General features: G+C 63.6%; 24 protein-coding genes and 2 pseudogenes. 6 read left to right on the top strand and 20 right to left on the bottom strand.

What is annotated here, in order from left to right; translation table 11 throughout:
- Window positions 1-359, top strand: a pseudogene (locus SJH88_RS05395) (integrase core domain-containing protein); the annotation flags it as partial.
- On the opposite strand, the gene SJH88_RS05390 reads toward SJH88_RS05395, so the two are convergent.
- From SJH88_RS05390 to SJH88_RS05345, 10 genes and pseudogenes are all read right to left on the bottom strand, one after another.
- Window positions 321-956: a hypothetical protein gene (locus SJH88_RS05390; RefSeq protein WP_274753818.1), complete on the bottom strand. Its 636-nt coding sequence runs from the start codon at window positions 954-956 to the stop codon at window positions 321-323. The pseudogene SJH88_RS05395 and the gene SJH88_RS05390 overlap by 39 nt on opposite strands.
- Window positions 957-1,144: 188 nt before the next feature.
- A complete protein-coding gene (locus SJH88_RS05385; protein ID WP_274753816.1) occupies window positions 1,145-1,837 on the bottom strand; it encodes a glutathione S-transferase in 693 nt (230 codons plus the stop codon).
- Between the two features lie 17 nt (window positions 1,838-1,854).
- Entirely contained in the window at window positions 1,855-2,298 is a 444-nt protein-coding gene (locus tag SJH88_RS05380) for a nuclear transport factor 2 family protein (RefSeq protein ID WP_260675593.1), read from the bottom strand.
- Between the two features lie 67 nt (window positions 2,299-2,365).
- The gene (locus SJH88_RS05375; RefSeq protein ID WP_274753815.1) at window positions 2,366-3,148 is read right to left on the bottom strand and encodes an SDR family NAD(P)-dependent oxidoreductase; all 783 of its coding nucleotides are present in this window, start codon (window positions 3,146-3,148) and stop codon (window positions 2,366-2,368) included.
- A gap of 11 nt (window positions 3,149-3,159) precedes the next feature.
- Entirely contained in the window at window positions 3,160-3,696 is a 537-nt protein-coding gene (locus SJH88_RS05370) for a DUF3833 domain-containing protein (RefSeq protein WP_274753814.1), read from the bottom strand.
- Window positions 3,693-4,983: pseudogene (locus tag SJH88_RS05365) on the bottom strand (MFS transporter). Before SJH88_RS05365 ends, SJH88_RS05370 begins: the two are co-directional and overlap by 4 nt.
- A complete protein-coding gene (locus SJH88_RS05360) occupies window positions 4,980-5,546 on the bottom strand; it encodes a chalcone isomerase family protein (RefSeq protein WP_390887333.1) in 567 nt (188 codons plus the stop codon). Before SJH88_RS05360 ends, SJH88_RS05365 begins: the two are co-directional and overlap by 4 nt.
- Window positions 5,547-5,606: 60 nt before the next feature.
- Entirely contained in the window at window positions 5,607-6,830 is a 1,224-nt protein-coding gene (locus tag SJH88_RS05355; protein WP_274753813.1) for an SAM-dependent methyltransferase, read from the bottom strand.
- A 5-nt stretch (window positions 6,831-6,835) separates the two neighbouring features.
- Window positions 6,836-7,651 carry a DUF1365 domain-containing protein gene (locus tag SJH88_RS05350; protein ID WP_274753812.1) on the bottom strand — a complete coding sequence of 272 codons (816 nt, stop codon included), beginning with the start codon at window positions 7,649-7,651 and terminating at the stop codon, window positions 6,836-6,838.
- The gene (locus SJH88_RS05345; protein ID WP_274753811.1) at window positions 7,648-8,955 is read right to left on the bottom strand and encodes an NAD(P)/FAD-dependent oxidoreductase; all 1,308 of its coding nucleotides are present in this window, start codon (window positions 8,953-8,955) and stop codon (window positions 7,648-7,650) included. Before SJH88_RS05345 ends, SJH88_RS05350 begins: the two co-directional genes overlap by 4 nt.
- 229 nt (window positions 8,956-9,184) lie before the next feature.
- On the opposite strand from SJH88_RS05345, the gene SJH88_RS05340 reads away from it, so the two are divergent.
- Window positions 9,185-10,159, top strand: coding sequence for a MerR family transcriptional regulator (locus SJH88_RS05340; protein ID WP_274753810.1), 975 nt, complete (start codon window positions 9,185-9,187; stop codon window positions 10,157-10,159).
- On the opposite strand, the gene SJH88_RS05335 is transcribed toward SJH88_RS05340, so the two are convergent.
- Window positions 10,151-12,856 carry a PAS domain S-box protein gene (locus SJH88_RS05335; protein WP_274753809.1) on the bottom strand — a complete coding sequence of 902 codons (2,706 nt, stop codon included), beginning with the start codon at window positions 12,854-12,856 and terminating at the stop codon, window positions 10,151-10,153. The two genes, SJH88_RS05340 and SJH88_RS05335, sit on opposite strands and share 9 nt — an antisense overlap.
- Window positions 12,853-14,049: an EAL domain-containing response regulator gene (locus SJH88_RS05330; protein WP_210930996.1), complete on the bottom strand. Its 1,197-nt coding sequence runs from the start codon at window positions 14,047-14,049 to the stop codon at window positions 12,853-12,855. The genes SJH88_RS05335 and SJH88_RS05330 overlap by 4 nt, the downstream gene beginning before the upstream one ends.
- Before the next feature lie 179 nt (window positions 14,050-14,228).
- On the opposite strand from SJH88_RS05330, the gene gloA reads away from it, so the two are divergent.
- Window positions 14,229-14,681: a lactoylglutathione lyase gene (gene gloA / locus SJH88_RS05325; RefSeq protein ID WP_045266784.1), complete on the top strand. Its 453-nt coding sequence runs from the start codon at window positions 14,229-14,231 to the stop codon at window positions 14,679-14,681.
- Between the two features lie 162 nt (window positions 14,682-14,843).
- Here gloA and SJH88_RS05320 read toward each other — a convergent pair whose 3' ends face one another.
- Window positions 14,844-16,442 (bottom strand): sulfatase-like hydrolase/transferase, encoded by a 1,599-nt coding sequence (locus tag SJH88_RS05320; protein WP_274753808.1) that lies wholly within the window; start codon window positions 16,440-16,442, stop codon window positions 14,844-14,846.
- Between the two features lie 418 nt (window positions 16,443-16,860).
- Window positions 16,861-17,376: an OmpA family protein gene (locus tag SJH88_RS05315; RefSeq protein WP_274753807.1), complete on the bottom strand. Its 516-nt coding sequence runs from the start codon at window positions 17,374-17,376 to the stop codon at window positions 16,861-16,863.
- Between the two features lie 151 nt (window positions 17,377-17,527).
- Between SJH88_RS05315 and pdxH the strand changes: the two genes are divergently transcribed.
- The gene (gene pdxH, locus SJH88_RS05310; protein WP_274753806.1) at window positions 17,528-18,175 is read left to right on the top strand and encodes a pyridoxamine 5'-phosphate oxidase; all 648 of its coding nucleotides are present in this window, start codon (window positions 17,528-17,530) and stop codon (window positions 18,173-18,175) included.
- Between the two features lie 216 nt (window positions 18,176-18,391).
- Here the strand turns inward: pdxH and SJH88_RS05305 are convergent, their stop codons facing one another.
- The 6 genes from SJH88_RS05305 to msrA form a co-directional block, all read right to left on the bottom strand.
- Window positions 18,392-19,336 (bottom strand): AEC family transporter, encoded by a 945-nt coding sequence (locus SJH88_RS05305; protein ID WP_274753805.1) that lies wholly within the window; start codon window positions 19,334-19,336, stop codon window positions 18,392-18,394.
- 161 nt (window positions 19,337-19,497) lie between these two features.
- Window positions 19,498-21,576, bottom strand: a complete 2,079-nt coding sequence (locus SJH88_RS05300; RefSeq protein ID WP_274753804.1) for a TonB-dependent receptor — start codon at window positions 21,574-21,576, stop codon at window positions 19,498-19,500.
- A 301-nt stretch (window positions 21,577-21,877) separates the two neighbouring features.
- Window positions 21,878-22,243, bottom strand: a complete 366-nt coding sequence (locus tag SJH88_RS05295) for a hypothetical protein (RefSeq protein WP_052662704.1) — start codon at window positions 22,241-22,243, stop codon at window positions 21,878-21,880.
- Window positions 22,244-22,279: 36 nt separating this feature from the next.
- Window positions 22,280-22,585, bottom strand: a complete 306-nt coding sequence (locus SJH88_RS05290; protein WP_210930988.1) for a hypothetical protein — start codon at window positions 22,583-22,585, stop codon at window positions 22,280-22,282.
- A complete protein-coding gene (locus tag SJH88_RS05285; protein ID WP_244983015.1) occupies window positions 22,582-23,082 on the bottom strand; it encodes a transcriptional repressor in 501 nt (166 codons plus the stop codon). Before SJH88_RS05285 ends, SJH88_RS05290 begins: the two co-directional genes overlap by 4 nt.
- 74 nt (window positions 23,083-23,156) lie before the next feature.
- A complete protein-coding gene (msrA, locus tag SJH88_RS05280) occupies window positions 23,157-23,690 on the bottom strand; it encodes a peptide-methionine (S)-S-oxide reductase MsrA (RefSeq protein WP_042419740.1) in 534 nt (177 codons plus the stop codon).
- 154 nt (window positions 23,691-23,844) lie between these two features.
- On the opposite strand from msrA, the gene SJH88_RS05275 reads away from it, so the two are divergent.
- Complete coding sequence (locus tag SJH88_RS05275) at window positions 23,845-24,573, top strand: TetR/AcrR family transcriptional regulator (protein ID WP_274753803.1); 729 nt, start codon at window positions 23,845-23,847, stop codon at window positions 24,571-24,573.
- Complete coding sequence (locus SJH88_RS05270) at window positions 24,566-25,780, top strand: efflux RND transporter periplasmic adaptor subunit (RefSeq protein WP_274753802.1); 1,215 nt, start codon at window positions 24,566-24,568, stop codon at window positions 25,778-25,780. The genes SJH88_RS05275 and SJH88_RS05270 overlap by 8 nt, the downstream gene beginning before the upstream one ends.
- The last annotated feature ends 23 nt before the right edge of the window (window positions 25,781-25,803 follow it).

The following is a 25,803-nucleotide window of genomic DNA, read 5'->3' as shown; positions in this document are numbered from 1 at the left end:
GCAAAGAGTTCACAGACCGATTGTTTGGAAGCCGCACACGTCAGCCCTCAGGCGAGCACGAATTCGACCAGTTATGCCAAGCATTGGGGATAGAGCATCGGCTGACCAAGCCAAAGACGCCGCAAACCAACGGCATGGTTGAGCGCTTCAATGGCCGCCGGAGCCAGGTGCTGCGCTCGCATCACTTCAACAGCGCAGAGGATTTGGAGAAGACACTGCACAGGTTTGTCTGGCTGTACAACCACCACTTGCCACAAAAGGCACTGGGGCATGAAGCCCCAGTCCAAGCACTCAAAAAATGGAAGATGAAAGCACCTGATTTATTCGTCAAGAACGTGCGTAATCATCCGGGACCTGACATACAGCATTTGCAGCAAGGTGGTATCCAGCATGCCCTGCCCGGTTTGCGGCAACGCAACCGCATGCAGCCAACGGACGCCAAAGATCAGCGTCGAGAAAGCCACCCAAAAACCGGTGAAGTAAATGCCGAGCGCGCGCGATTCACGCTGGACATGCCGGCGGCGGATTTCACGCACAAACACCTGCGTGTGCATCAGCCCGGTGGCAAACACAAATCCGGCCACGCTGATGTAGCGGCCGCGCAAGCTATCGAGCCCGTAGGTGCAGTACAGCTGCACACACCAGGCCACAACAAATAAAGCCAGCCACGGTTTGAGATGGCAGGTTTGCCCCCAGTGCTTGGCACTGCCCAGCATGAAAAAGCTGAACGCCAACATCACCGCGGTATTATCGACCGTGAATGTGAGCCAAACGGGCGCAATATCCCGCAGGAGAATCAGCACCCCGGCCATCGCGGCCATCAGCGAGCCTGCTGCCCAATACTGGATACCCGGGGTGCGCCGGCTCGTCGCGGACATCAACAAAAGCACACAGCCCATCAAGCCCGTCAATAAACTGGCGATCAACAGGAAAGTCTTGGGGTTGTAAATGGGCATCGCGGACTGGAAACGCGGCTACGGCAGCGGAATAGCGGATTGTATAGATGGCAGTCTGTTCAACACGCACCGCAATGTGCAGGTCGATGCAATCCCTGCTTGAGGCTGAGAGTGCCCCCCGTTGCCTGGTTATCCAGAGGACGCATCTTGCGCGCCACCAATCGTCGTTGTTAGCGGATTTCCACCCTTCAGGCGGACATCACCACGGGCCCGCCTTTGTGCAAGGCCCGCTGGTAGGCAGGCCGTGCCTGCATGCGCTGGCGGTAGGCCAGCAGGTGCGGCCAGGCTTGCGCATCCCCTCCCCGTGCCAGCGCGGCCTCGACCGCAAAGCTCATCTGGAAATCCGCCATTGTCATGTGCTCGCCAGCAAACCAGTGGTGCTGGGCCAAGTGACTGTCCATGAAAGCCAACGCGGTCTGCACATTCGGCATGACCAGCTTGTGCTGCACCTTGCCACACAGGGCCCGTGCAATCGGTCGCACAAAAAAGGGCATGGGCTGGCGCGGAATGGTGTCGAAGACCAGCTTCATCACCAACCAGTTCATCAGTGAGCCTTCGGCGTAGTGCATCCAGAAGCGGCACTGCCGGTGTTCTGGAGTGCCACGCGCTGGCTCCAAATGCTGCAGATCACCATGGGCCTGCGCGCCATAGGTTTCGACCAGGTATTCGATGATCGCGCCGGATTCCGCGACCACGGTGTCCCCGTCGGTGATCACCGGTGATTTGCCCAGGGGGTGTACCTGCTTAAGCTCGGCCGGGGCCAGGCGCGTTGCGGGGTCGCGCTGGTACAGGCGCAGGTTGTAAGGCAGCTCAAGCTCTTCCAGCAACCACAAAATGCGCTGCGAACGCGAAGTCTCCAGGTGGTGCAACGTCAATCCCATGTATGTCTCCCTCAGGCTTAGGATTGTGCCTGGGGGGCCGCGCCCGCGCGGCGCAGGGCCCGCATCAGCACGCCCAGCACAGGCAGCTTTTCGTACAGTTCCTCGGCAGTATCCCAGTAATCACGGTGTTCTTGGACCAGCCCTTGTGCGTCGAAGCGCAGCAAGCTGCCGCCGCGGATGCACTGCGGTTGGCCTGCGCGCCAGCGGCGCAGCCGAAAGTGGAACTCCCATGCCAGAAAGGCCTGCTGGCCCTGCACCAGCTGCTCGGTCACGGCAAAGCGTGGCGCATCCAGCGTGTCGAACATGTGGGCAAACACCTGACGAATGCTGGCGACCCCACGCACATCGTTGAAGGGGTCTTTGAAATGCGCCTGTGCGGCATAGCACAGGTGCAGGCTGTCCAGGTGCTGCGGCGTCAGTTGTTCGTACAGCTGCACCAGGCGCGCCACGGCAGCCAGCATCTCCGCTGAAGCAGCAGCGCCACCGGCAGGCGCAGACAACGCGGGGTAAATCTCAGAATTCATCCGTTCACAGTCCTGTCAGGCGATGCACCAGGGCAAAGTACCAGCGATACGGCAGCAGGCGCAGCAGTTGCAGCCAGGCCGTGAAACGCCACGGGAAATGGGTGGCGAACGCGCCGCGCGCCCAACCGCGCAGCATGGCATCAGCCGCCTGCTGCGGGGTCAACAGGGCCGGCATTCGGAATTCATTTTGCGCGGTCAACGGGGTGTCCACAAAGCCCGGGTTGATCACACTGACGCCCACGCCCTGGGGGCGCAGATCCAGAAACAGCGTCTCCGCCAGATTGATCAAGGCCGCCTTGGTCGGGCCATAGGCCAGGCTCTGTGGTAGCCCGCGCAGGCCCGCCACACTGGCCACCAGGCTCAGATGGGGGGAGCGGCCCTCATGGGCCGCGCGCAGCAAGGCCGGCACCACGGCCGCCAGCACGTGCAGGGCACCGGTCAGATTGACCTGCTGGTGGCGCAACAGCTCGTCCAGGTCCAGCGCGTCAGCACGCATCGGCTGGTAGTGTCCGGCGCAGTAGCACACAAAGTCCAGCGGCCCGGCGGCCAGCACCTCAAGGGCCGCAGCGGCTACGGCCTGGCGGTCGGTCACATCCAGTGCCAGGGCGTGGCTGCCCGGGTGCTGCTGCGCAAACGCCTGCAGAGCCGCCTGCTGGCGGGCGGAGATGATCACGCGGGCACCGCGCGCATGCAAGGCCTCGGCCACTGCGCGGCCAATGCCGGATGAGGCTCCAATGATCCAGACCCGCCGGCCTTGCCAGTCGGTGATGGACAGATTGAGTGGCATGGCCCCGCTCCTCAGGGTTTGCTGAAGGACAGCAGCACTTCGCCCAGGCGGACGCCGAACTTGCTCATGGTGGCGCGATTGAGCATGACGCGGTCGTCCATCAGAAACATCCAGTCGTCGAACTGCACCTCGTACACGCGTCCGTCGACGGGCAGGCGCAGGGTGTAGTTCCAGCGGAAGGCGTTGCCCGCGGTCTGCCCCGTGGCTTCGCCCACCACGTCGTCGGCGCGGCCGGTGTAGCGCCCATCGGCGTGCTTGACCAGGCGCCATACACGCCGCTGGGTGCTGCCGTCCGAGTAGGTGAAATGCTCGTCAAGCACCCCCTGATTGCCCTCCCAGTGGCAATCCATGACCACCGTAAAGCGCCGGGCGACCTGCCCATCGCGCTTCTGGAAGATGCCATGTGCCAATACCCGGCCGTTGAAATAGCGGTCCAGTTCCAGCACCGGTTGTTCCTTGGCATAGTCTTGGGGCTGGGGGCCGGCACAGCCGACCAGCCAGGCGGCACCACCCAGTGCCGCCAGCAACATGGTGCGACGTCGATTCATGACAAACTCCTTGGGTTGCATGCCGGGTGAGATTCCCGGCGAATCAGCAGCACATACAGCAGCAGTGCAGCCAGCAGCTTGAGGGCACACGGCACCAGGGCATAGGCCCAGGCCAGATGCTGCAGGGCCTGGGCGTCCTGGCTGCCGGGGGCGTAACCCAGCCATTGCAACAGCGGCAGCGCGGCACCCGCCGCTAGCGCCAGGTTCAGTTTCGTGGCCAGGTTCCACCAACCCAGATAGGCGCCGTCATGCTGACCCTGCGCGCCCAGTCCGGCAATCAGGCGCGCCAGCAAGGCCCCGGGCAGTGCCAGATCAGCCCCCAAGGCCACCCCCGTCAGCGCGCAGATGACGGCAAAGGCCTGTACCTGACCACTGCCCAGACCGGCGGTCCAGGCGAAACACACCACGGCGAGCAGCATGCCCAGCCACCAGCTCCAGGCCAACCCCCAGCGCTGCACAGCACGCAGCCACAGTGGCATGGAAGCCGCCCCGCAGATGAAATACAGCACCAGGAACGCCGCCGTGGCCGTTTCGCTGGCCTGCAGCCGGTCCTGGGCAAAAACAGCATCAGCGCAGCCGGAATGGCGCTGGCAATGCCGTTGCACATGAACACCGCCAGCAGCCGCCGGAATGCGGGCTGGGCCAGCGGCTCCCACAAAGGCAGCGCGGCCGTCGGTGGCTGGGGCACCGGCCGGGGCGCGCGCCACCAGGTCAGCCAGCCCAGCAACAAGGCCCCGCCCAGCACCGCCAGCATGGCGGTCGGCCCCCACACCACCGACAAGGCCGAGGCCGCAATCACCCCGGCCAGCCCCAGGCCTTCGCGCCAGGCGACGATGCGCCCGCGCAGCAAGTCATCCCCCCCCAGGCGTACGCCCCAGGCCTGGTGCGCAATCACCAGCAGGCTGTGGGCCATGCAGGTGACCAGCAAACCACCCACCAGCCAGGCCCCCAGGGCCCCCTGTCCGTCGACGGCAGGAAAAAAAGGCCTGCCATGCCCAGCCATTGCACTATGGCCGCCACCGCCCCAGCCAGCAAAACGGCGCGCGCGCTGCGAGCGAACAAGGCATCGCTGGCGCGGCCCAGCCAGGGCTCAACCACCGCGTCCAACAGACGCACCCCCATCAGCAAGACGCCCACCGTGGCCAGCGGCAAGCCAAAGCTGCGGGCGTAATGGTGGGGCAGCACCACATACAGCGGCAGTGCCGCAAAGGCCAGCGGCAAGCTCAACAGGCCATAGGAGAGCCCGGACCGCCAGGGCAGCGCGTGGACGTTGGCTAAGGGGGTCATGGGGCGCTTTCTGCCACTGCAGCCAGCAAGGCGCTGCGCAGCCGGGGCTCCGACGTCTGTGGCGACAGCCAGATGCCAAAGAAATGCCGCGCCAAATCGGCATCGCTGAGCTGGCCCAACAGCTGCCCGCCCCGCCACAAGCGCATGCCCTGGCCCGGCAAGTAGAGCCCCGTCAGGCGGTCACCCGGCTGCACATCGGGCAGCCATTGCGCCAGTGCAGCCGTCCAGCGCGCCGCCTGTTGTGTGTCCAATGTGCGCTGGCGCCCTATTTCTTGGACCGAGCGCTCGGCAATCGCCTGGGCGCTGAACGCCCGGTAGTAGGTGAGTTCCAGCGCCAACGGGAAAGCCCCAAAGGTCTGGGCGTCAAAGCCCAGGCCCACCCACAGCCGCGCGTCATAAATGCGCAGGCCCAGAAAGCGCATCTGCCCCTGGCCTGCAAGCCGGGGCTGGCCCACGGCCTGGGCCACGGGATCGGGCAGCTCGGCGTGGGCCGGCGCCCCGCCCAGTGCGCCCAGCAACCCCGCGCAGGCCACGAGGTGACGCAGGATCTTCAGGTTGGTCATTTTGAATAATAAAAAGTGACGTTGAAGCATATGACACCTGCGCTGTCAGCTATGAATTTTTCAATCCTTGACCAGAGTGAACTGCACCACATCGATGTTGCGCACGCTGAAGGCCGCCTCGCAATAGGCCAGGTAGAACTCCCAGGTGTGCAGGAAGCGCGTGTCAAAGCCCTGCATCAGCACCTGGCCACGCTGCTGCACAAACTGGTAGTGCCAGCGGCGCAGGGTCTCGGCGTAGTCCTGGCCGAACGCAAATTCTTGCTCCACGCGCAGCCCGGCCCGCTGGGCTTCGGCGCGCACGCGCTCGGTGCTGGGCAGGCAGCCCCCGGGGAAGATGTACTGCTGGATGAAATCCGTGCCCTGGACATAACGGTCAAACAGGGCGTCATCGATGACGATGGCCTGGATACAGGCCTTGCCACCCGGCTTGAGCAGGCGCTGCACATGCGCAAAGTAGGTGGGCCAGTATTCGCGCCCCACAGCTTCCAGCATTTCGATGGAGCAAATGGCGTCGTAAGGGCCGTCCTGGATGTCGCGGTAGTCCTGCAAGCGCAGGTCCACCTGCTGCGCCACCCCGGCGGCGGCCATGCGCTGTTGGCCATAGATCAGCTGCTCGGTCGACAGGGTGACGCCCACCACCTGGGCGCCATGGTCGACCGCGGCCATTTCGGCCAGCGCGCCCCAGCCACAGCCGATCTCCAGCACGCGTTGGCCAGGCTGTACCGCGGCGCTGTCCAGCGCCCGGCGGACCTTGGCGTGCTGCGCCTGGGTCAGGTCGCCCTGCAGATCCCCCTGGAACCAGGCCGAGGAGTAATTCATGCTGGGGTCCAGCCACAGCTGGTAAAAATTGTTACCCAGGTCGTAGTGGGCATGGATGTTCTTGCGGCTGTTGGCCTTGGTGTTGCGGCGCAGCAGGTGGCGCAGCCGGTACGCCAGGCGCCCCCACCAGGAGCCGTAGACCAATGAGGTCAGCGCCTCACGGTTGGCCAGTAGCAGTCGGAACAGATCTGCCAGGTGCGGCGTGCTCCAGTCTTCGGCAATGTAGCTTTCCGCCAGGCCGATGTCGCCGGAGCGCAGCACGGCGGCAAACACGTTCCAGTTGCGCAGCCGGATGCTGGCCGTAGGCAGGCCGCCAGTGCCACAGTGCAGTTGGCGGCCATCGGGCAACTCTAGCAACAGGCTGCCATGGCGCATGCGTTGCAGCAGATGCAAGCCGGTGCGTGCCACGGCGGGCATGTCGGTGGGCAGGGACACGGCGGTGGAAGTGGGGGCAGTGGGATGCATGGTGTTTAACGGTGCAAGGTGGAACGGGTGACCGGCTGCAACGGAGGCGGCGGCTTGCGGTAGAACGGCACGCGCTTGAGCCACAGGCGCAGCGCATGCCAATGGATGCGGGCCGTGACGGCCAGCGTCATGCAGGGATAGCGCCACAGGGCATGGCGGCGTGCGGCTGCGGTCAGCGGTTGCAGGCGCCCGCCCACGCCGGTCAGCACCAGGGGGCCCTGGACGTCGTCATAGTCCACACGCACGGAGATCGCGCCCAGGCCTTCGGCACCGCTGCGCTGGAATTCAAAGCGATAGCCGCCCTCCACCGGACAGAAGGGGGAGACGTGGAACACCTTGCTCGCCTGCAGTTCGCTGCCATAGGCAGGGTGGTCCAGCACGTAGGCATGGCGCTCTCCAAAGGTGTTGTTGACCTCGGCCACGATGGCGCGCAGGGTGCCATCGCGGCGGTGGCAATACCAGAAGCTCACAGGCTTGAAGCTGTAGCCCAGCACACGCGGATAGCACTGCAGCCAAATCTCGCCATCGGCATCACCTAGCCCCTCGCCCTGCAGCAGCGTCTCCAGCCACGCCAGCGCACCGCCCTGCGCGGCACTGCGCCCATCGCCATGGTCGCTATCCCTGAAGCCCAGCAGGCCCGGCCGGTTCCAGGCCAGCACGCCGGCCACACCGGGCTCGCGCTGCAGTGTGCGCATGGGCAGCATCAGGAAGAACGTGGGGTAGACAAAACGGTGGCGGCGCGGCCGCAGCCGGGTATGCCGCACATGGCCAAAGCCAATCAGGGGCACGGCCCCTGTGGCAGGTGCTGTGGCGGGGCTCATGCGGCCTCCGCAGGCTGGCGCAGGCTGGCCAGCACGCCGGCGGCAGCCGCGTAGCCGGATCGCAGGCCATCTTCGTGGAAACCATAGCCCGTCCAAGCCCCGCAAAACCAGGTGAACTGCTGCCCTTGCAGCGCAGGCACCTGGGCCTGGGCACGGATGGCGGGCAGATCAAACACCGGATGCGCGTAATCGATCTCTGCCACCACCTGATCGGGGGCGATGCTGCGCACCGGGTTCAGCGACACCAGCACAGGCTGTGCAAAGGGCAGCGGCTGCAGGCGATTGATCCAGTAGTGCAGGCACACCCGGGCCGATTCCTGCGTGGCCGAGGGCGCGCGTTCGTAGTTCCAGGCCGCCCAGGCCGCGCGGCGTCGGGGCATCACCGACACATCGGTGTGCAGCACGGCCCGGTTCGGTTGGTAGCGGATCGCGCCCAGCACAGCCTCCTCCTGCACCGAAGGCTGTGCCAGCAGGCGCAGGGCCTGGTCGCTGTGCACAGCAAGCACCACGGCATCGAAACGCTGCACCTGCCCGTGCGTGTACACGCGCACCCCGGCCGCATCGCGCTCGATGCGCTGCACCGGCGTCTGCAAACGGGCGTCCGGCAATTGCTGCACGATGCGCTGCACATACTCGCGCGAGCCACCCGCCACAGTCCACCACTGCGGGCGGTCGTTCACCTGGATCAGGCCATGGTTGTGGCAAAAACGGATCATGGTGGCCACCGGAAAACGCAACATCTGGTCGGTGGGACAGCTCCAGATACAGCCCAGCATGGGCAGGAAGTACCAGTCGCGAAAGCTGGCATCAAAACCGTGCTGCTGCAGGAAGTCGGACAACGGCTGGGCCAGCGCGCCCTCCTCGTTCGCCTGCGCAATCGCCGTGCATAAACGGTTGAAACGCAGCACCTCGCGCAGCATGCGCCAGAATTTTGGGCGCAGCAGGTTGCTGCGCTGGGCAAACACGGTTGCCAGGTTGGCGCCATTCCACTCCAGCCCCTGCCCGCCCAAGCCAGCCCCGGGCACCTGCACGGAAAACGACATGTCCGAGCGTGCAGCGGGCACCCCCAGTTCGTGCAGCAAGGCGATCAGGCCGGGATAGGTGCGTTCGTTGAACACCAGAAAACCGGTGTCGACCCCCTGCCTGACCAGCTGCCCCTGCGCATTGGGCAATTCAACATCCAGCGTGTTCGAATGCCCGCCAAAATACGGGCCGGCCTCGTACAAGGTCACATGGGCCTGTGCACGCAGGCGGTGTGCCGCGGCCAAGCCTGAAATTCCTGAACCGATGACTGCAACCTTCATGGCGAAAGCTCCGGGCACAGCCCTCGGGGGACGTCTGTGCGGTGGGGTGACGGAGGCCGGATGCGGTGGAAAGGAAGACCGCACATCCGGGAATAGTTTTTATTAGACAAAATTCTATTTGTCTTAGACAATTAATGAAAATTCTCACTTTGTCCACCATGGTTTTGCCCATGTGCTTGACTGCTCACCTTTTGTCTGCTGCAGCGGCGCTGAACCTGCGGGAGCCCTCATGAATGCCTTTGCTTCGGACAGCCCGTCCACATCCGGATTGCCGATTGCGGCGGTTGAACGCGAGACGGGACTGTCCAAAGACACGCTGCGTGTCTGGGAAAAACGCTATGGTTTCCCACAACCACTGCGCGACAGTGCCGGCGATCGCCTCTACCCCTCTGACCAGGTTGAGCAACTGGTACTGATCAGTCGGCTGCTGGCGTCCGGGATGCGTCCCAGCAAGGTCGTGGGCCTGGACCTCTCAGCGCTGCAAGCGCTGCTGGTCCCTGGAACGCCTGCGATGCCAGCCACGGTCATGCCGGCGCGGCCACCCCAAGGCGCAGAGACCACGGTGCCGCTGGAAGACTGGCTGGTCGCGATTGCCGCACATGACCAGGTCAGCCTGCGCCATCAACTGGCACAGGCCCAGTTGCGCATGGGACTGGCAGCGTTCGTCACGGATCTGGTGGTGCCTCTGACGATTGCCGTGGGCGAGTCTTGGGCTCAAGGACGCTTTCAGGTGTTTGAAGAGCACCTGTACACGGAAACCATCTCCGTCGTGCTGCGGCAGGCGATCGCCACCCTTCCACCACCGCCACGGTCGCATGGCCCGAAGGTGCTGCTGACCACCTTGCCGCAGGAGATGCACAGCCTGGGTTTGCTGATGGTCGAGGCGATGCTGGTCCTGGAGGGCTGCCACTGCGTGTCCCTGGGCACACAGACACCCTTGACGGACGTGGTACAAGCCGCCCTGGCGCATCGCGTCGATGTCGTGGGCTTGAGCTTTACCAACAACCAGCCAGGGGCAGTGGTCAAAGCCTCGCTGCGCGAGCTGCGCCAAAGACTGCCCCGCGACACGGCACTGTGGGTCGGGGGCAATAGCGCGGCACTGTACCAGTCCCCAATGGACGGGATTGTGGCCATGCCATCACTGCATGGCTTGCGGGATGCGCTGCAAAACTGGAGAAACGGCTCGCGGCCTCACTCATGGTAAGCTGCTGTCCAAGTCACTGGTTGCTGCCGACTTGAACGCCTGCACCAGTTTATCTGCCAGTTGCGAGCGCAAATAAGGCTTGGGCAGCAGCAGTGCCCCTGCTCCCAGACCACCATGGTGGACCATGGCATGGCCGGTGTAGCCTGAAGCAAAAAGCACCGGCAAATCGGGCCGCAAAGTGCGCGCTTGATGCGCCAATTCGCTGCCACTCATGCCACCGGGCATGACCACATCGGTGAACAGCAGCGCAATATCGGGCTCGCAAACCAATTGGTGCAAGGCTTGCTGGCTGTTTTCTGCCTCAATCACGGCATAACCCAGTGTTTCCAGCTGGCGCCGGCTGATTTGTCGCACCTGTGCGTCATCTTCAACCAAGAGCACCAGGCGCCCCTGTCCATCGTGGTGCACTTCATGCATGGCCGAAGCTGGCGTATAGCGGTCATTTTCCAGGCAACGCGGCAGATAAATTTTCACCGTGGTCCCTTGGTTGATTTCGCTGTAAATCGCGACATGACCGCGTGACTGCTTGACAAAGCCATACACCGTCGGAAGCCCCAGACCTGTGCCTTTACCCTGCTCCTTGGTTGTGAAAAAAGGCTCAAACACACGCGCCAGGTTTTCTTTTGAAATACCCTGCCCGGTATCGGAGACCGCCAGCATCACATACGGTCCGGCCTGCAGATCCATGTGCTGTGCAGCATAGTCTTCATCCAAGACAGTGTTGCTGGTCTCAATCAGCAAACGCCCTCCATTCGGCATGGCATCCCGGGCATTGATGGCCAGATTCAGCAAAGCCATTTCCAGCTGCCCTGGATCCACCAACGTGGGCCACAGCCCGTCACAGTAAATGGTTTCGACCCAGATTTGCTGACCCAGCGAACGACGCAGCAAAGGGCTCATGTCCTTGACCAGGGTATTGAGCTCCAGCACCTGGGGCTCCAGGGATTGTTTGCTCGCGAACGTCAGCAAGCGCTGGGTCATCTCAGCCCCGCGCTGTGCGGCAGCGGAAATCATCTGGGTCAGCGCCTGCTCTTGTGTCGAGGGCGCGAATTGCTCTGCCAAGATTTCCGCGTTGCCCAATATCACGGTCAAAAGATTGTTGAAATCGTGTGCAACGCCGCCGGTCAACTTCCCGAGCGCGTCGATGCGCTGGGCTTGCTGCAATTGTTCGGCCAAACGTTTTTGCGTTGTCACATCCCGAAAATAGACAATCACCCCCCCTTGATGCGGATATGCACTGACTTCGAAATGCTTTTTCAGTAGCGCATATTCCGCATCAAAGCGAACAGTGGCATGCTCTTTCACGCATCGCTCATATTCCAGTTGAAATTTGGAATCCCTGGCTTGCGGAAACTCATCCCAGATGCAACGCGACAGCAATTCTTCACGCTTACGTTCCAGAACCGTCTCGCATTGGCGGTTCATGTAAGTGAAAATCCAGTCGTGGTCCAGCACAAAGATGGCATCTGCCACGCTTTCCATGGTTTCGACCAAACGGCTGGCAAGTTGTGAACCCGTTTCCTGGGCCTCCTTGAAGTCCTGGATGTCCATGGCGGTTCCATACCACTGTGCGCCTTGGGATGCATCCACCCGCACGGCACGCGCCAAATGCCAGCGCCATGTGCCATCGTGGCGCAGCACCCGGAATTCGGCGAGAAACGGTTGCACCGTCATCAGCGCATTTTTCCAGATTGCTTTGGCGTTGGGCTTGTCGTCAGGATGCACGTATTGCCACCAGCCTTCTTGGATCAATTGCCTGGCATTGCTTCCCATGTATCCGGCAGCAAACTGGTTCACGTAACTCATGCGTCCCAGAGAGTTCGTCGTCCAGACGATCATGGGCACCGACTCTGCAAGCAACTGCCACTCTTCGCGACTGCTTTCTATTTCTCTTTGTACAGCCTTGTGTTTGTCAATATCTTGTACAGCACCTTGCGCAGCTTCAATCTCCCCTTGATCGTTCCAAACAGCCTCTCCGACTAAACGCACCCAATGGGGCGTACCATCTGGATGAATCACCTGTATCTCAGTATCGAACGGGTGGCCATCGAAAACACATTTTTTAAATTTATCGCGAACATCGGCCTGATATTTTTCAGCGTACCACCCGATGATGGTGTCTATATCGGGAACCGTACCATGCGGGCGGCCCAATATTTTGAAAACCTCTGCGGACCAATACGATTCCATCTCTGGAAGCTTCACACGCCAGCCACCCAATCCACCAACAGTGCTCGCCACCTGTAACAAAGAGGCAGTATCTTCCAAGGCCACTTGGGAGACACGACGTTGACGTCGCAACCGCAAAAGAATCATGGCTGCCACAGCCGATGCAATAATAGTACCCCAACCTAATAATCGGTTGAGAAGAATATATTCATAGCCGACGTTGGGCAAAGTTCCGTTGCTATAAAAAATTCCCAATCCTGTCCCTAGCATCCCCAACGAACCGATCAACCAAATCGAAATCACTCTGTTCGCGAATAAGCCAAAAAAGGTTGCGGGCGCGTATAAAATTCCATGCGCAAACCCGAGGGGGGTCAGCATATCCCCACAAAAAACCAGCAACTGTGTCAGAGCACCGACCGCAGTCCAAAAAATAAAAATATGTTTATTGTCTAATTTTTTTTGATTATTGCTGCTCGGAAAAAATTTCGTATTAATCGATGCACCAAAATTTTCAAATGTTTTTATCATGATTCAGCATTTATTTTGAATGCCGCACGATACTCTTTCAGCCAAATATCAAATTGAGCCGCTGGCAGTGGACGTGAAATAAAATAGCCTTGCGCCAACGAGCAGCCCAGCGACTTCAAGGTATTCAGCACTTCTTCATTTTCAACGCCCTCTGCAACGCTGGTCAGACCCATGCCTTTGGCCATGCGGATGGTGGCATCGACAATCTTCAATGCATCCGCAGATGATTGCAGTTTCATGACAAAAGACTTGTCAATCTTGATTTCAGAAAGAGGCATACGCGCCAGCTGTGCCAAAGAAGAGTAGCCAGTTCCAAAATCATCCACACTGAGCCTGAAGCCTTTCAAGCGCAGTCTTGTCAGCGTGTCAAAACAATCGGCCGTTCGATCCATGGCGGTGGATTCTGTGACTTCCAATATCAGTTTTTGTGGCGCCACATCGAGGTTGAGACAGGCCGCCTCGATGCGGTCGGCCAAGTGGACATCCACCAGACAGCTGGTCGACAGGTTGATGGCAAAACTGCCATATGCAAAAAGCGGGCTGCTAACGAACCACTGCAGGGCTTGATCCAGTACGCAGGCGGTCAATGCCTGCATCAGACTATGCGACTCGGCCAGCGGGATAAATGTATCCGGGGGGATAATGCCCAACTCAGGATCATTCCAGCGCGACAACACTTCGGCGCAGACGATCCGCTGGCTGTGAATGTCCATTTTCGGTTGCAGCACGATCGATAGCTTCTTTTGTTCTATCGCAGTGGCCAGCAAGGCAACGGTTGGAGCTGTGGAAAAATGAACGGCGGGACGTTGCTTGGTTTGGTGCTGTGTGAGCAGTTCGCGCAGCGCCTGGGGCCTGAACGGTTTGGGCAGGACACCCACAATATTCAGTCCACGCTCAAACGCAGTAGCTTGGGCGGACTCCAGCACCTTCTGCCCCATGCCGCTGGTAAGAATCAAGCTGGCATTGCAGCCTGTCTGCGCCAATCGTCTCAGCACCTCAATCCCATCCATGCGGGGCATGATGAGATCCAGAGCAACGTGCGAAGGTTGCAGCATCAACAAAGCCTCGAAAAAAGGCTCTGGATCTTCAAAATGATGTACCGAAAAATCAAGACCTTTGGCAATAAAGCCAATCGTCTGAGCAACAGCCGCATCATCATCTAGGATTAATAGAGTGTTTTCAGCTTGGCTCATGGGGTGCACCAGTCTAGGCGCAAGTCAACTAGGGTGACACGGATGTACATAGTTTAAAAAGCTGCAGCCTACCGCAGGCGGTACCGCAGCCTATTGCTTACCCTTAGACAGACATGGCCCTTTGGGGTTTTCTAAGGCATGCGCCGGATCGCTACGGTGCTTTATGCACAATAGGCAACATGAGAATCCTTCACACCATGCTGCGCGTAGGCAACCTCCAGCGCTCGATCGACTTCTACACCAAGGTGCTGGGCATGCAATTGCTGCGCACGTCCGAGAACCCTGAGTACAAATACTCGCTGGCCTTCCTGGGCTATGAGGGTGGCAACCCGGGCCAGGCCGAGATCGAACTGACCTACAACTGGGGCACGGACAGCTACGACATGGGCACGGCCTATGGCCATATTGCGCTCGGGGTGGCCGACGCCTACGCGGCCTGCGACAAGATCCGCGCTGCGGGCGGCAACATCACGCGCGAAGCCGGTCCCGTCAAAGGTGGCTCGACCGTGATTGCCTTCGTGACCGATCCAGACGGCTACAAGATCGAATTGATCCAAATGAACTCCCGGGCGCACGCGAAGGAGCACCAGCAAGACGCCGGCGCCACCTTCGACCCGCTGCGCAACGCCTGAGCAGTTGCGCGGCCCTAAGACGCCGTCAATGCATAGCAGCCCCCTCTGGCCTCAGGCCGGAGGGGGCTTTTATTTACAGCTGCCGTGCATCCGGCATCGGACTTTGAATGCCTGGCGTGCCGCAGCCGAAGCTCCATGCCAACAGGGCATGCAATGCAGGCGTCAACGTTCAAAGGAGTCGACCACGATGGGCAACTGGGGCTTGCTCCATACGTATGCCTCACTCAGCACATCGTTGGACATGGTTTGACCGGGCCATGTCAAGCGCATCACGTTCGCCAAAGTCCAGGCGGCCCAGTCCGCGCGAAAAGGCCGGGTGGCTATGCCCTGGTCCTTTTGCCACGAAGGCTGGTTGCTCCATAGCAGCATGGGGATGCGATAGCCTGAAGCGCTGAGTGGACTGTGGCCTGCATGATTGCGGCCGTGGCCCACCTCCTGCCCGTGGTCTGACATATAGACCCAGGCGGCATAGCCGTCCGCAGAGCGGATATTCCGTGTCAGCGCCAACGTCTCTGACACGACGAAGTCGTGATACAGCAATGCCGCGTCGTAATCATGGCGGAACCGTCGCACCCAGCTCGGCCGCCCCTGGGTCTGCAGTTGCTGATCCACGGCATCGCTTTCATCGTCAAACGGGTTCTGCCCCGCAGGAAAGCGCAAGCGGTAGTGCGGATGAGCCCCCAAAAGATGGACCACGATCAACTTTTGGGGCGTCGCATCGGCCAGTGCGCGTTGCAGGTTATCCAGCAGCTCGCCGTCCAAGGAGCTGCTGGTACGCCCCGGCTGTCGATTCGCGAAATCCTGAATATCGGCAACACGTGCATGCTGCTGCTCTATGCCCAGGTCATCGTGGTTGCTAATCCACCAGACCTTGTAGCCTGCCGCGCGGGCCACCGCCAGCAAGTGCTGCGCATCCTGCGCATCGGGCTGCCCAAAACCAAAGATATTGCCCAACGCCGGCAGCGTGCTGGCATCCACCGACCACGCATTGCGCAGCATGAGCATTTCTCCGTCCAGCCCACGCAGTTGACTGGCCAGATGCGGGGTGGTCGCGCGCTTGTAGCCATAAATGGACATGTTGTCGCGGTTGATGCTGTCCGCAATCACCAGCACGACGGTGGAATGGCCGGCCACTTGCACTGTGGGCGCCAGTGCATGGGCACGTGCCAGCGCAGCCTCTCGCCTCGCTTGCTGATTGGCCAGGCCCTGTTGCAGCTGCTGGATGGAAAACATCCACTGCGTCCAGAAAGCGATAGGGTGGTGGCGTCGCCATGGCTTGCTGGCATAGCCAAGGCTGACCAGCAACAGCGCCACGCACAAAGCCATCACCACCGATTTTGGCCATCGTGCGCTGCTGGCCAGTCCTGCCCACCGGACCAGCCACCATGCAGCAGCACCACTGCCGATAAGGGCCAACACCCAGACCAGCACACTGCGCCAGACGGCATGCAGGTATTCGCCCGACTCGCGCGGGTTGCTGTTGGCAATGGCGCCCAGCACCAGTGAACTGTCGGGCGCGGCACCGTACAGATCCGCCAACAGCCCTCGCACGGCCCCATCCACCAGGAAGATGAGGGTCCAAACCCAGGCCAGCGCTTGGCGCAGTCGACGCCATAGCGTGCTCCGTACAGGCCATAGCAAGCCCAGAACAGCCGGCGCAAACAGCAGCAGCACCTGCCCTATGCGTCGTCCCTCATAGCCGTGCACGGTAAAGACAGCCACCAGCGCGACAAGGCCGGCAGCACCCAAGATTTGGTGCATACGCTCATCCGTCCAACCTGAGCATGTATGCCCATCAATTTTTTGGATTCTATGTGTGCAAAAGTAAGCCCTTCTGCGCGCAAGGGTGAGGTCTCAGGATGGGGCCATAAGGCGCCGTACAGGCCGCACGCCGAGCCCCGCATCGCCGCGGGCACATCCAACTCTGCGCACCGCGGCGCCCAGGCCCGCCATAGCTGGCGGCGCCCAAGCACGCCCGGTGGCGGCAGCTTGGGCCACGTCAAAAGGATGTTCTGGCGCTGGGCTGGTCAAGTCAGTAGGGATGCTGTGCACGATGCGGCTCAGCGCACAGCACGATATTTGCGCCCCCCTTCTGGTCAACGCCCTGGCTGTCCACCATGCAAAAAGCCTCGGACACATGGCCTGGAGCTTTGGGCATGGTGGCAGCGCTCAGGCGGCCTCATTCGATCAAAGTCACTTCCACCCGGCGTGCCTCGGCATAGCTGCCGAGGATGACGGTGACAGCAGGCTTTTGCAGCAGGATGCTGGCAGCGGGCACACCCAGTTCGAGCAGCTTCTTTTGCACCGCCAGGGCGCGCTGCTTGGCCAGCTCCGCATTCGAGGGCGCATCCCCCGTGGCATCGTGAAAACCTGAAATCTGCACGCGCCGGCCGGTCTGCACTGCGGCCACGATGTCTTGCAGGGCCTGGTCGGCCCCTTGCACCAGCTGGGACTTGCCAGATGCGAAGAAGAACTTCACCACGCCCTGGTCCACCCGGTAGGCCGCCACCTTGTTGAGCACCACCGCTGAAGCGGCCAGCGTGGGGGGCTCGTACGGCGCCTTGCCCGCGCCCTGCTCCACGCTGGCGGCGTCGGAAGAGCTGGCTTCGACGGCGTAGGACACGGTCAATGCCATCACGGCCGCCGAGAACACCAGGGTCAGCAGGGGGGGATGGGTGTGCGGCACGGGTGGCATGGAGGCTCCTCAACGTTGTTGTTCTCAGCGGTCAAGCGGCTGTTTTTAACATTTTCTAACGTTGGCAGCATCTATTTACGCTGCGCGAAATCAAAAAAACGGGCATCGCGCAGCATCGGCGGTGACAAACGGTGGGTGCACAATCGGGCCCATGAGCCAAATTTCCGCCCACATTGCCGATTTGCGCAAAAGTTACGAGCGCGCCGAACTCAACGAGGACGCGTCGCACGCGGCCCCGCTGCAGCAGTTTGACCAATGGCTGCAAGAAGCCGTGAATGCCCAGATGAACGAGCCCAACGCCATGACGGTGGCCACGGTGGGCAGCGACCTGCGCCCCAGCACGCGCGTGGTGCTGATCAAGGGGTATGACGAGCGTGGCATCGTCTGGTACACCAACTACGGCAGCCGCAAGGGCCAGGAGCTGGGGGGCAACCCGTTTGCGGCGCTGCAGTTCCACTGGGTGGAATTAGAGCGCGTGGTGCGCATCGAGGGCCGTGTCGAACGCGTCAGCGCCGAGGAAAGCGATGCCTACTTCCACAGCCGTCCACTCGACTCGCGCATCGGCGCCTGGGCCAGTCCGCAAAGCCAGGTCATCAGCGGCCGCAGCGTGCTGTTGGCGAACGCCGCCAAATACGGCGCGCAATTCCTGCTGAACCCGCCCCGCCCACCGCACTGGGGCGGCTTCCGCCTGGTGCCGGACCGCTGGGAATTCTGGCAGGGCCGCAAGAGCCGCTTGCATGATCGCCTGCGCTATGCACTGCACGATGGCCAGTGGCTGCGCGAGCGGCTGGCGCCCTGAGCGCGCGGCCGCTTCATCCAAAACAAGAGCGGCTTGCGCAGGCCAATATTGCCTTTGAAGGATAAAACCTTCCAATAGTCAATGCTGGCGCGCGCCAGCAGCTCACTTTTATACGACCACTGCCCCATCGACACGGGGTCGCAGGCCTTGCAGCGTGGTGGCTCTGCGTTCGCTCGCCACGCCCGCCGCCTGGCCGCACGGCGGCCTGCCATGCATTCAGCGCAGCCGCTCCAGCACCAGCAGCACCACGGGCAGAGTGAAGAGCGACAAGCCGGTCGACAGCGCAATGCAGGCCGTCACCTCTTCCTGGGCCACGCCATAGCGCTGGCTGAAGATGTAGACATTGGCGCCCACCGGCAGGCCGGCCGCCAGGGCCATGGCGGCCATGGGGATGCCGCGCAGGCCCAGCAACCACGCCACGACCAGGAACAGGATGGGGTGAACCACGGTCTTGACCACGGCAATGCGCATCGCCGGGCGGATCATGCTGCCCAGCTTGCTGTAGGCCAGGGTGATGCCCACCAGCAGCAAGGCCATCGGTCCCAGGGCACTGCCCAGCAGCTGCAGCGGTTTGTCGACCACGCCGGGGATGCCCCAGCTGGTCTGCGCGTACAGCAGGCCGGCAATGATGGGCAGGGGAATCGGGTGAATCACGCTGTTCTTGATCGCCTGCCCCAGGGTGCGGGCCAGGCCCTGGGGCCGGCCTTCGCTGCTGAACTGCCGGGCCTGGGCCAGCTCGAACACCACGGTGCCGCTGCCCAGCAGCACCAGGGCGTGCACGGAGATCAGCGTCAGCAGCGTGACCAGGCCTTCCTGGCCGTAGACCAGGCCGACCAGCGGGATGCCGATCATCACGTTGTTGCTGAAGGTGTGCGCCAGGGCGCGCGCGGCGGCCAGGGTGTTGAAGCCAAAGACCAGCATGGTCCCGACAAACACCAGGCCGACCGCCAGGAAATAGACCAGGATGGGGCTGAAATCCAGCTCGCCCAGCTTCACGCTCGCCATGGTGCGAAACAACAGCGCGGGCGTGAGGATGTAGAACACCAGGTTCGTCAGGTCCTTGACCGCGGCGGGCCGCACCCAGTCCAGCTTGGCGGTGATGAACCCCAGAACAATCAACAAGACCACCGGCAGCAAGGCCGTCAACGCAGGCGTATCCACAATCAATACCAATCTCGAGAAAGCGGCAGCCCGACCACGGCCCCCTGCCCGTCGCGGCTTGCAGGCACGGCGCACCCAGCTTGTGGCCGATGCGCCGTGCGGTGCCAGGGATCATATGCGCTACCGCGGGGCTGGCAGCGCACACCCGGGACGCCTGCGCGTCAGAACACCATGCGCAGTCCCACGCTCAGGTTGCGTCCCTTGAGCGGCGCCGCCTGCTTGATGGCCGAGGTGTGGGCGTAGCCCAGGCGGTCGGTCAGGTTCTCGGCCTTCAGCGTCAGCTCCAGCGGGCTGCCGCTGAAGCGGTAGCTGGCCATCAGGTTCAGCATGCCGTAGCCGCCGGTGGCGGTTTCATAGGCCGTGGTGCGGTCCTGGCGGGCCACCTGCACCCACTCGGCCAGGCCTTCCCAGCCGCGCCAGCTGGCGTCCACGCGCACGCCCAGGCGGGCAGCCGGGATGCGCGGCAGGTGGCCGCCTTCGGCCAGGCGCGCACGCACTAGGTCGCCGAACACGCCCACGCCGACAAAGCGGTTGATGCGCTGGCGCACCTGGCCTTCCACGCCGGTGAAGCGGGCGTCGGCCTGGGTGTAGTGCTGCAGCTGGAAGCCGTCGTGCGCATCCACGGTGCGGCCATAGATGTAGCCCTGCACCCGGTGGTGGAAGGCGTTCGCACTCCACGTGGTGTCCCCACGGGTTTTACGCAGGCCAAAATCCCAGGCTTGGCTGGTTTCGCGGCCCAGCTGGGCGTTGCCGACTTCCCAGCTGTTGGTGGCCAGGTGCGGGCCGTTGGCAAACAACTCTTCGGCCGTGGGCATGCGCTGCGCACGGCTGAACGAGGCGCTGGCCTGCCAGCCCGTGGCAAAGCGCCAGACCGTGCCCAGCGAGGCCGACAGGCCCTGGTGCGAGCGTTCCACCGCATCGTCCTGGGCCCGCACCGTCTGGCGGTCGTGGCGCAGCGCGGCCTGCCAGCTCCAGGCGCCGATCTGGTATTCCTCCAGCAGGAACAGCCCCAGCTTGTGCGTGCGCGTGGGCTGCACATAGGCCTCCTCGCCGTCGGCGCTGAAGCTGCGCTGGCCGTTGCTCAGCCCCACCACGCCGCGCCAGCCGGCAATCGGCGCGTGCTGCACCTCCAGCCGCAGGTCGTGGGCGCGGTTGCGGAACTGGGTGGCGGCCACGCCGTCTTCCAGCTCGTCGTGGGCATAGCGCGTGTGGCTGCCCTTGAGGCGCACGGCCTCCACCCCCGGCGCCAGGTTGCGCCATTCGCCACGCAGATCCCAGCGGTAGCTGTGCAGGTCGACCACCGGCACCTCCTCGTGCTCATCGTGGGCATGACCGTGTCCATGGCCGCCGCAGTGCAGGTGGTCGCCGTGCGGGTGGCAATCGCTGTGGACATGGCCCGGCAGGCCGTACTGCGCCGCCTGCTTGGTGTAGGCCGCGCCCAGGTAGGCATCGGTGCCCACCCAGGACAGGCCGACGGTGCCCGTGCTGCTCTGGCTGTCGCTGCCGGTCACGCGGCGCCCGCCCTCCTCATTGCGCCAGCCGCGGCCGGCGCGGTAGTCGCCCGCGTCGCGGGTGGCGGCCTCCACGCGCAGCACCAGGGGGCCGGTGCCGGCACTCAGGCCCACGGCGCCACTTTTTTCGCGCGCACTGCTGCCCCACTGCACTTCGGCACTGCCTTCCAGGCCGTTGGCCGGCAAGGCAGTGGGCACCTTGCTGTCCACCACGTTGACCACCCCGCCCACGGCACCGCCGTGCACCAGGGCAGCCGGGCCGCGCAGGATTTCCACGCGCTCGGCCAGCAGGGTTTCCGTGACCACGGCGTGGTCCGGGCTGATGGTGGAGGCATCGTGCAGCTCCATGCCATTGGCCAGCACCCCCACGCGCGGGCCATCCATGCCGCGGATGATGGGGCGGCTGGCCCCGGCGCCAAAGTGCGTGGCGTGGATGCCGGGCTCCCCCGTCAGGCTGTCGCCCAGCGTGGCGGCGCGGCGCAGTTGCCAGGCCTGGCCCTCCAGCACGCTGATGGGCGCCGCCATGTCCTGGGCGCTCAGGCCCAGGCCGGTGGCGGTCACGGTGATGCCGGGCAGTTGCGCCTCGGGCGCGTCGGTGGTCTGGGCCTGGGCCAACGACAGCGGGCCGGCGGACAGGGTGATGGCCAGGGCCACCGGGTGGTGGCGCAGGAACTGGCGGGGGGCACGCAGCGCCGAGCGGGCGGCGGGCAAAGGATTCAGAGGTTTCATGGTCGGTCACAGGCACAGACGCAGGCAGGCGCTGCCGCCCGGTCCCTCATCGGCCACCCGGCAGCACGCAGCACCCGGCCCACGGACAAGCCGCAGCTGTGCTTTTAAATAAATGGGAGTCAAATCAGCTGTCTACGCTGATGCAATCAGCGCTGGCAGCTCTGTTTTTTGAATCGACTGACGCCGTCGGACGTGCCAAGCCTGCGCGATGGGCAGCTGCCAAGCAGCGCGCGTGCGCAGCGGCGGGCACACCGGCGGTGGTCTAGGCGATTCGGTCGAAACGAAGAGAGCGGTGGCCGTGTCAGGCCAGGGGGCCGGCCGGCGGAGCGCGGGCCAGGAAGACGGTGCGCGGCGCGGGCAGCAGGTGGGCCGTGCTGGTCCAGGCCGGAGGGTGGGCGGGCAGGCTTTGGCTGGCCAGCACCAGGGGCGCGGGACTGGCGGCGCCATGTCCCAGTTGGTCCAGCACCAGACATTCGGCCTGGGTATGTTCCCCAAACCAGGCCGCCACCCCGTGGGCGTGCTGGTGGGCGTGCGGGACAGCCTGCGGCGCGTGGCGCTCAGGCAGAAGCGGTGCGTGCAGCACCTCGTGCATGCGTCCCAGGGCCGGTGCCAGCACCACGGCCAGGGCCAGCCACCACGCCATCCAGGGCGCGAGCAGGCGTTGCATGCGAAATTTCACCAACATTCGTGCGGTCGTTCGGGCTTAGTGGGCGTGGCGCATGCCGCAGTTCTTGCCCAGGGCCAGGCCCTTGCAGGCGGTCTGCAGCTGCTTTTGGCAGTCGTCGTACTTGCTGCCGCTGGCCAGGCACTGGGCGGCCTGCTCGTGCGCACGGGCCATGCCGCGGTGGCGTTCGATGTCCTCCTGGGTGTGGGCGTCCAGTTGGGGTGCTGGCGCCGTATGGCTGTGGGCCGGCGCAGGCTGGGCCTTGCCCGCAGGCGCGTGTTCGTGCGCCCAGACGGGGCTGGCCAGCAGGCAGGCTGCGGCCACGGTGGCAATCAAAGTTTTCATGGAGAGTTCCCTGAGGGTGGTGAAGAAACCGGGGGGCTGGTCTCGGCGGCGCACTGGGCGCATTCGCCCTGCACGGCCACATCCAGCGTGGGGTTGCGCACACCGCTGTGCGCCAGGGCCTGGCGCAGCGCCTGCAGCGCGGCCTGGACGGCGGCACTGCCCTCGCCCAGCTGGAACGGCTGGTGGCAGCCACTGCATTCCATGTGCGGGGCGGCATGGTCGTGCGCCACAGGGGCTGCCAGCCAATAGCGCGTGACACGCTGGCCATCGACGCTGCGCTGCAACAGGCCGGCCGCGCAAAAACGGTCCAGCGCGCGGTAGACCGTCACGCGGTTCACGGCCACGCCCTGCTGGTGCAGGGCGGCCTCCACAGCCCCTTCCGTCCAGCCCTGTGTCGGCTGGTCAGGCAGCAGCGACAGCAAAGCCTGCACGGCGCGCGTGGCGCGCAGGCCGGCCGGCAGGGTCAAGGGTGCAAGGGCGGGATGGGAAGTGGGCATGCCAGACAGTTAACGCAACTCGGTTGCATTATGCCTGCAATCCACCTCTTCAAAAACAATAGCTTTCAGCGCAATCAGCGCTTGGCGTACTGGGCAAAAGTCTGCAGAAACTTCTGTACCTTGGGGCCGACCACATAGGCGCAATAGCCCTGGTGCGGGTTGCGCGCAAAGTAATCCTGGTGGTAGGCCTCGGCCGGCCAGTAGTTGTCCAGCGGCTGCACCTCGGTGACCACAGGCACGCCGAACAGCAGGCGCTGGTTCAGCATGTCCACAAAATCGCGCGCCACCTGCAGCTGGGCCTCACTGGTGGTGTAGATGGCGCTGCGGTACTGCGTGCCCACATCGTTGCCCTGGCGATTGGGCGTGGTCGGGTCGTGCGTGCCGAAGAAAATCTCCAGCAGCAGGTCCAGCCCGATCTGGGCGGGGTCAAACACCAGCTTCAGCACTTCGGCATGGCCCGTCGTGCCTTCGCACACCTGTTCGTAGCTAGGATGGGGCACATGGCCGTTGGCGTAGCCGCTTTCAACGTCCAGCACGCCGTGAACACGGTCGAACACCGCCTCCGTGCACCAGAAGCACCCGCCGCCGAAATAAATCGTTTCTTGCATGCTGCATTTTTACACCCAGTGGCCGGTCGCAGAAAACCCGGGGCCCGGTGCAGGCCTGTAGGACAGTGCAGGTCTTCACCGGGCTTGACGCTGGTGGCACGGCTTTCTATAGTCTGCTACTGACCCATGGGTCATTGACCACGAAAGTCCAACCGTGACCGACCACCCCTCCTCCAGCACCCCTTCCGCGCGCGGCCGCAGCCGCCGCAAGGAGGCCCGCCCGGCCGAGTTGCTGGAGGCCGCCACGCGCCTGTTTGTCGAAAAAGGCTATGCCGCCACCAAGGTGGAGGAAGTCGCGGCGCTGGCCCAGGTGTCCAAGGGCACCCTTTTTCTGTACTACCCCAGCAAGCAGGCCCTGCTCAAGGCCGTGGTGCGCGAGAACATCGCCGTTTTTCTGTACTACCCCAGCAAGCAGGCCCTGCTCAAGGCCGTGGTGCGCGAGAACATCGCCGGGCGCTTTGCCGAATGGCAGGCCGAGCTAGAAGCCTTTGCCGGCACCACCCCCGAGCTGGTGCGCTACGCCTTCCAGGTCTGGCAGGAGCGCATCGGCGACACCTATGCTGGGGGCATCTGCAAGCTGATGGCCAGCGAGTGCTGCAATTTCCCGGAACTGGCCAGTTTCTACCTCGAGGAGGTGGTGGAACCCGGCAACGCCCTGGTGCGCCGCATCCTGGAGCGCGGCGTGGCGCGCGGCGAGCTGCGCCCCCTCGACCTGGACGCCGCCATCCACCTGATCACCACCCCCATGTTCGCCTACATCCACTGGCGCCATTCGATCGGCATGCTCTACCCGCAGTCCCTGGGCGTGAGTGCCCCGCTGTATTTCCAGACGCATGTCGACAACCTGCTGCGTGGCCTGTCCGCCACGGCGCCCGATGTCTGAGCCGCACACCACCACCGCAGCCTTCACGCGCCGCGCCCGGTGGTGGTGGCTGCTGGCCCTGTGCGCGGTGCTGGCCACCGTCTGGGGCATGTGGCGCGCCCTGGAACAACGCCAGGCGCGGCAGGCCGCCCTGCAGGCCAGCACCCAGCAAGCGCCGGCCATCCTGGCCATCCCGGCCCAGGAATGGCTGCAGGTCCAGACCCGCACGCTGACCGTGGGGGTGCCCATCACCGGCAGCCTGGCCGCTGTGGACCGCGCCGTGGTCAAGGCGCGTGTGCCGGGGGAACTGCGCGAATTGCACGTGCGCGAGGGTGATGCGGTCGTACAAGACCAGGTCATCGCCCGCGTGGACGCGACCGAGTCGGAGGCCCGCTTTCGCCAGGCCAAACTGCAGGCCGACGCCGCCCAGGCCCAGTTGGCGATTGCGCAGCGCCAATACGACAACAACCGCGCCCTGGTCGCGCGCGGTTTCATCTCCGATACGGCGCTGACCACCTCCCTGGCCAACCTGCAGGCCGCACAGGCCAGCCATGCGGCTGCGCGCGCCGCCCAGGACGGCGCCCGCAAGAACCTGGACGACACCGTGCTGCGCAGCCCGATCGCCGGTCAAATCGCACAGCGCATGGTGCAGAACGGCGAACGCGTGAATGTCGAGGCCGCCGTGGTCGAGGTGGTCAACCTGGCGGCGCTGGAGTTGCAGGCCCAGGTGGCCGCGAACGACACGGCCCAGGTGCAGGTCGGCCAGACAGCCCGGCTGCAGCTGAGTGGCCATTCGGCGGCCATGCCCCAGCCACTGCAGGCCCAGGTGGTGCGCATCAACCCCAGTGCCGCGGCCGGCAGCCGCACGGTGCCGGTGTACCTGCGCTTGCAGCCGCGCAGCGACCTGAACCTGCGGCCCGGCATGTATGTGGAAGGTTTCATCCAGACTGGCCAGCACCAGGCCCTGGCCGTGCCCCTGGACGCCGTCCGCACCGACCAGCCCCTGCCCTATGTGCACTCCGTGGCCCAGGGCCAGGTGCAGCACACGCCCGTCGTCCTGGGCGTGCAGAGCGTGGACATCGCCCGACCCTGGGTGGCCGTGGAAGGCCTGCCCGAGGGCACCATCGTGCTCGGCGGACGTGTGGGCGGTATCCCTGCAGGAACATCGGTGCAGCTGGAGGCCCAGCATCCCTCCACTGCCGCGGCCGCGGCCGCCGCCGCGCACTGACCAACCCCAGGAAGATCCCGCCC

The organism is Comamonas sp. GCA5 (genome assembly GCF_036541385.1).
Taxonomy (GTDB): Bacteria; Pseudomonadota; Gammaproteobacteria; order Burkholderiales; family Burkholderiaceae_C; genus Comamonas; species Comamonas aquatica.
Note: the sequence above shows the minus strand (reverse complement) of the source record. Positions and strands in the feature narration are given on the sequence as shown.

Excerpts from the sequence above, each read along its gene's own strand:
- SJH88_RS05390 (WP_274753818.1), bottom strand. The coding sequence starts at position 956 with ATGCCCATTTACAACCCCAAGACTTTCCTGTTGATCGCCAGTTTATTG.
- SJH88_RS05370 (WP_274753814.1), bottom strand. The coding sequence starts at position 3,696 with ATGAATCGACGTCGCACCATGTTGCTGGCGGCACTGGGTGGTGCCGCC.
- SJH88_RS05335 (WP_274753809.1), bottom strand. The coding sequence starts at position 12,856 with ATGATAAAAACATTTGAAAATTTTGGTGCATCGATTAATACGAAATTT.
- gloA (WP_045266784.1), top strand. The coding sequence starts at position 14,229 with ATGAGAATCCTTCACACCATGCTGCGCGTAGGCAACCTCCAGCGCTCG.
- SJH88_RS05360 (WP_390887333.1), bottom strand. The coding sequence starts at position 5,546 with ATGACCAACCTGAAGATCCTGCGTCACCTCGTGGCCTGCGCGGGGTTG.
- SJH88_RS05295 (WP_052662704.1), bottom strand. The coding sequence starts at position 22,243 with ATGCAACGCCTGCTCGCGCCCTGGATGGCGTGGTGGCTGGCCCTGGCC.
- SJH88_RS05345 (WP_274753811.1), bottom strand. The coding sequence starts at position 8,955 with ATGAAGGTTGCAGTCATCGGTTCAGGAATTTCAGGCTTGGCCGCGGCA.
- SJH88_RS05350 (WP_274753812.1), bottom strand. The coding sequence starts at position 7,651 with ATGAGCCCCGCCACAGCACCTGCCACAGGGGCCGTGCCCCTGATTGGC.
- pdxH (WP_274753806.1), top strand. The coding sequence starts at position 17,528 with ATGAGCCAAATTTCCGCCCACATTGCCGATTTGCGCAAAAGTTACGAG.
- SJH88_RS05385 (WP_274753816.1), bottom strand. The coding sequence starts at position 1,837 with ATGGGATTGACGTTGCACCACCTGGAGACTTCGCGTTCGCAGCGCATT.
- SJH88_RS05355 (WP_274753813.1), bottom strand. The coding sequence starts at position 6,830 with ATGCATCCCACTGCCCCCACTTCCACCGCCGTGTCCCTGCCCACCGAC.
- SJH88_RS05290 (WP_210930988.1), bottom strand. The coding sequence starts at position 22,585 with ATGAAAACTTTGATTGCCACCGTGGCCGCAGCCTGCCTGCTGGCCAGC.
- SJH88_RS05380 (WP_260675593.1), bottom strand. The coding sequence starts at position 2,298 with ATGCTGGCTGCCGTGGCGCGCCTGGTGCAGCTGTACGAACAACTGACG.
- msrA (WP_042419740.1), bottom strand. The coding sequence starts at position 23,690 with ATGCAAGAAACGATTTATTTCGGCGGCGGGTGCTTCTGGTGCACGGAG.
- SJH88_RS05285 (WP_244983015.1), bottom strand. The coding sequence starts at position 23,082 with ATGCCCACTTCCCATCCCGCCCTTGCACCCTTGACCCTGCCGGCCGGC.
- SJH88_RS05330 (WP_210930996.1), bottom strand. The coding sequence starts at position 14,049 with ATGAGCCAAGCTGAAAACACTCTATTAATCCTAGATGATGATGCGGCT.
- SJH88_RS05320 (WP_274753808.1), bottom strand. The coding sequence starts at position 16,442 with ATGCACCAAATCTTGGGTGCTGCCGGCCTTGTCGCGCTGGTGGCTGTC.
- SJH88_RS05300 (WP_274753804.1), bottom strand. The coding sequence starts at position 21,576 with ATGAAACCTCTGAATCCTTTGCCCGCCGCCCGCTCGGCGCTGCGTGCC.
- SJH88_RS05375 (WP_274753815.1), bottom strand. The coding sequence starts at position 3,148 with ATGCCACTCAATCTGTCCATCACCGACTGGCAAGGCCGGCGGGTCTGG.
- SJH88_RS05315 (WP_274753807.1), bottom strand. The coding sequence starts at position 17,376 with ATGCCACCCGTGCCGCACACCCATCCCCCCCTGCTGACCCTGGTGTTC.
- SJH88_RS05270 (WP_274753802.1), top strand. The coding sequence starts at position 24,566 with ATGTCTGAGCCGCACACCACCACCGCAGCCTTCACGCGCCGCGCCCGG.
- SJH88_RS05340 (WP_274753810.1), top strand. The coding sequence starts at position 9,185 with ATGAATGCCTTTGCTTCGGACAGCCCGTCCACATCCGGATTGCCGATT.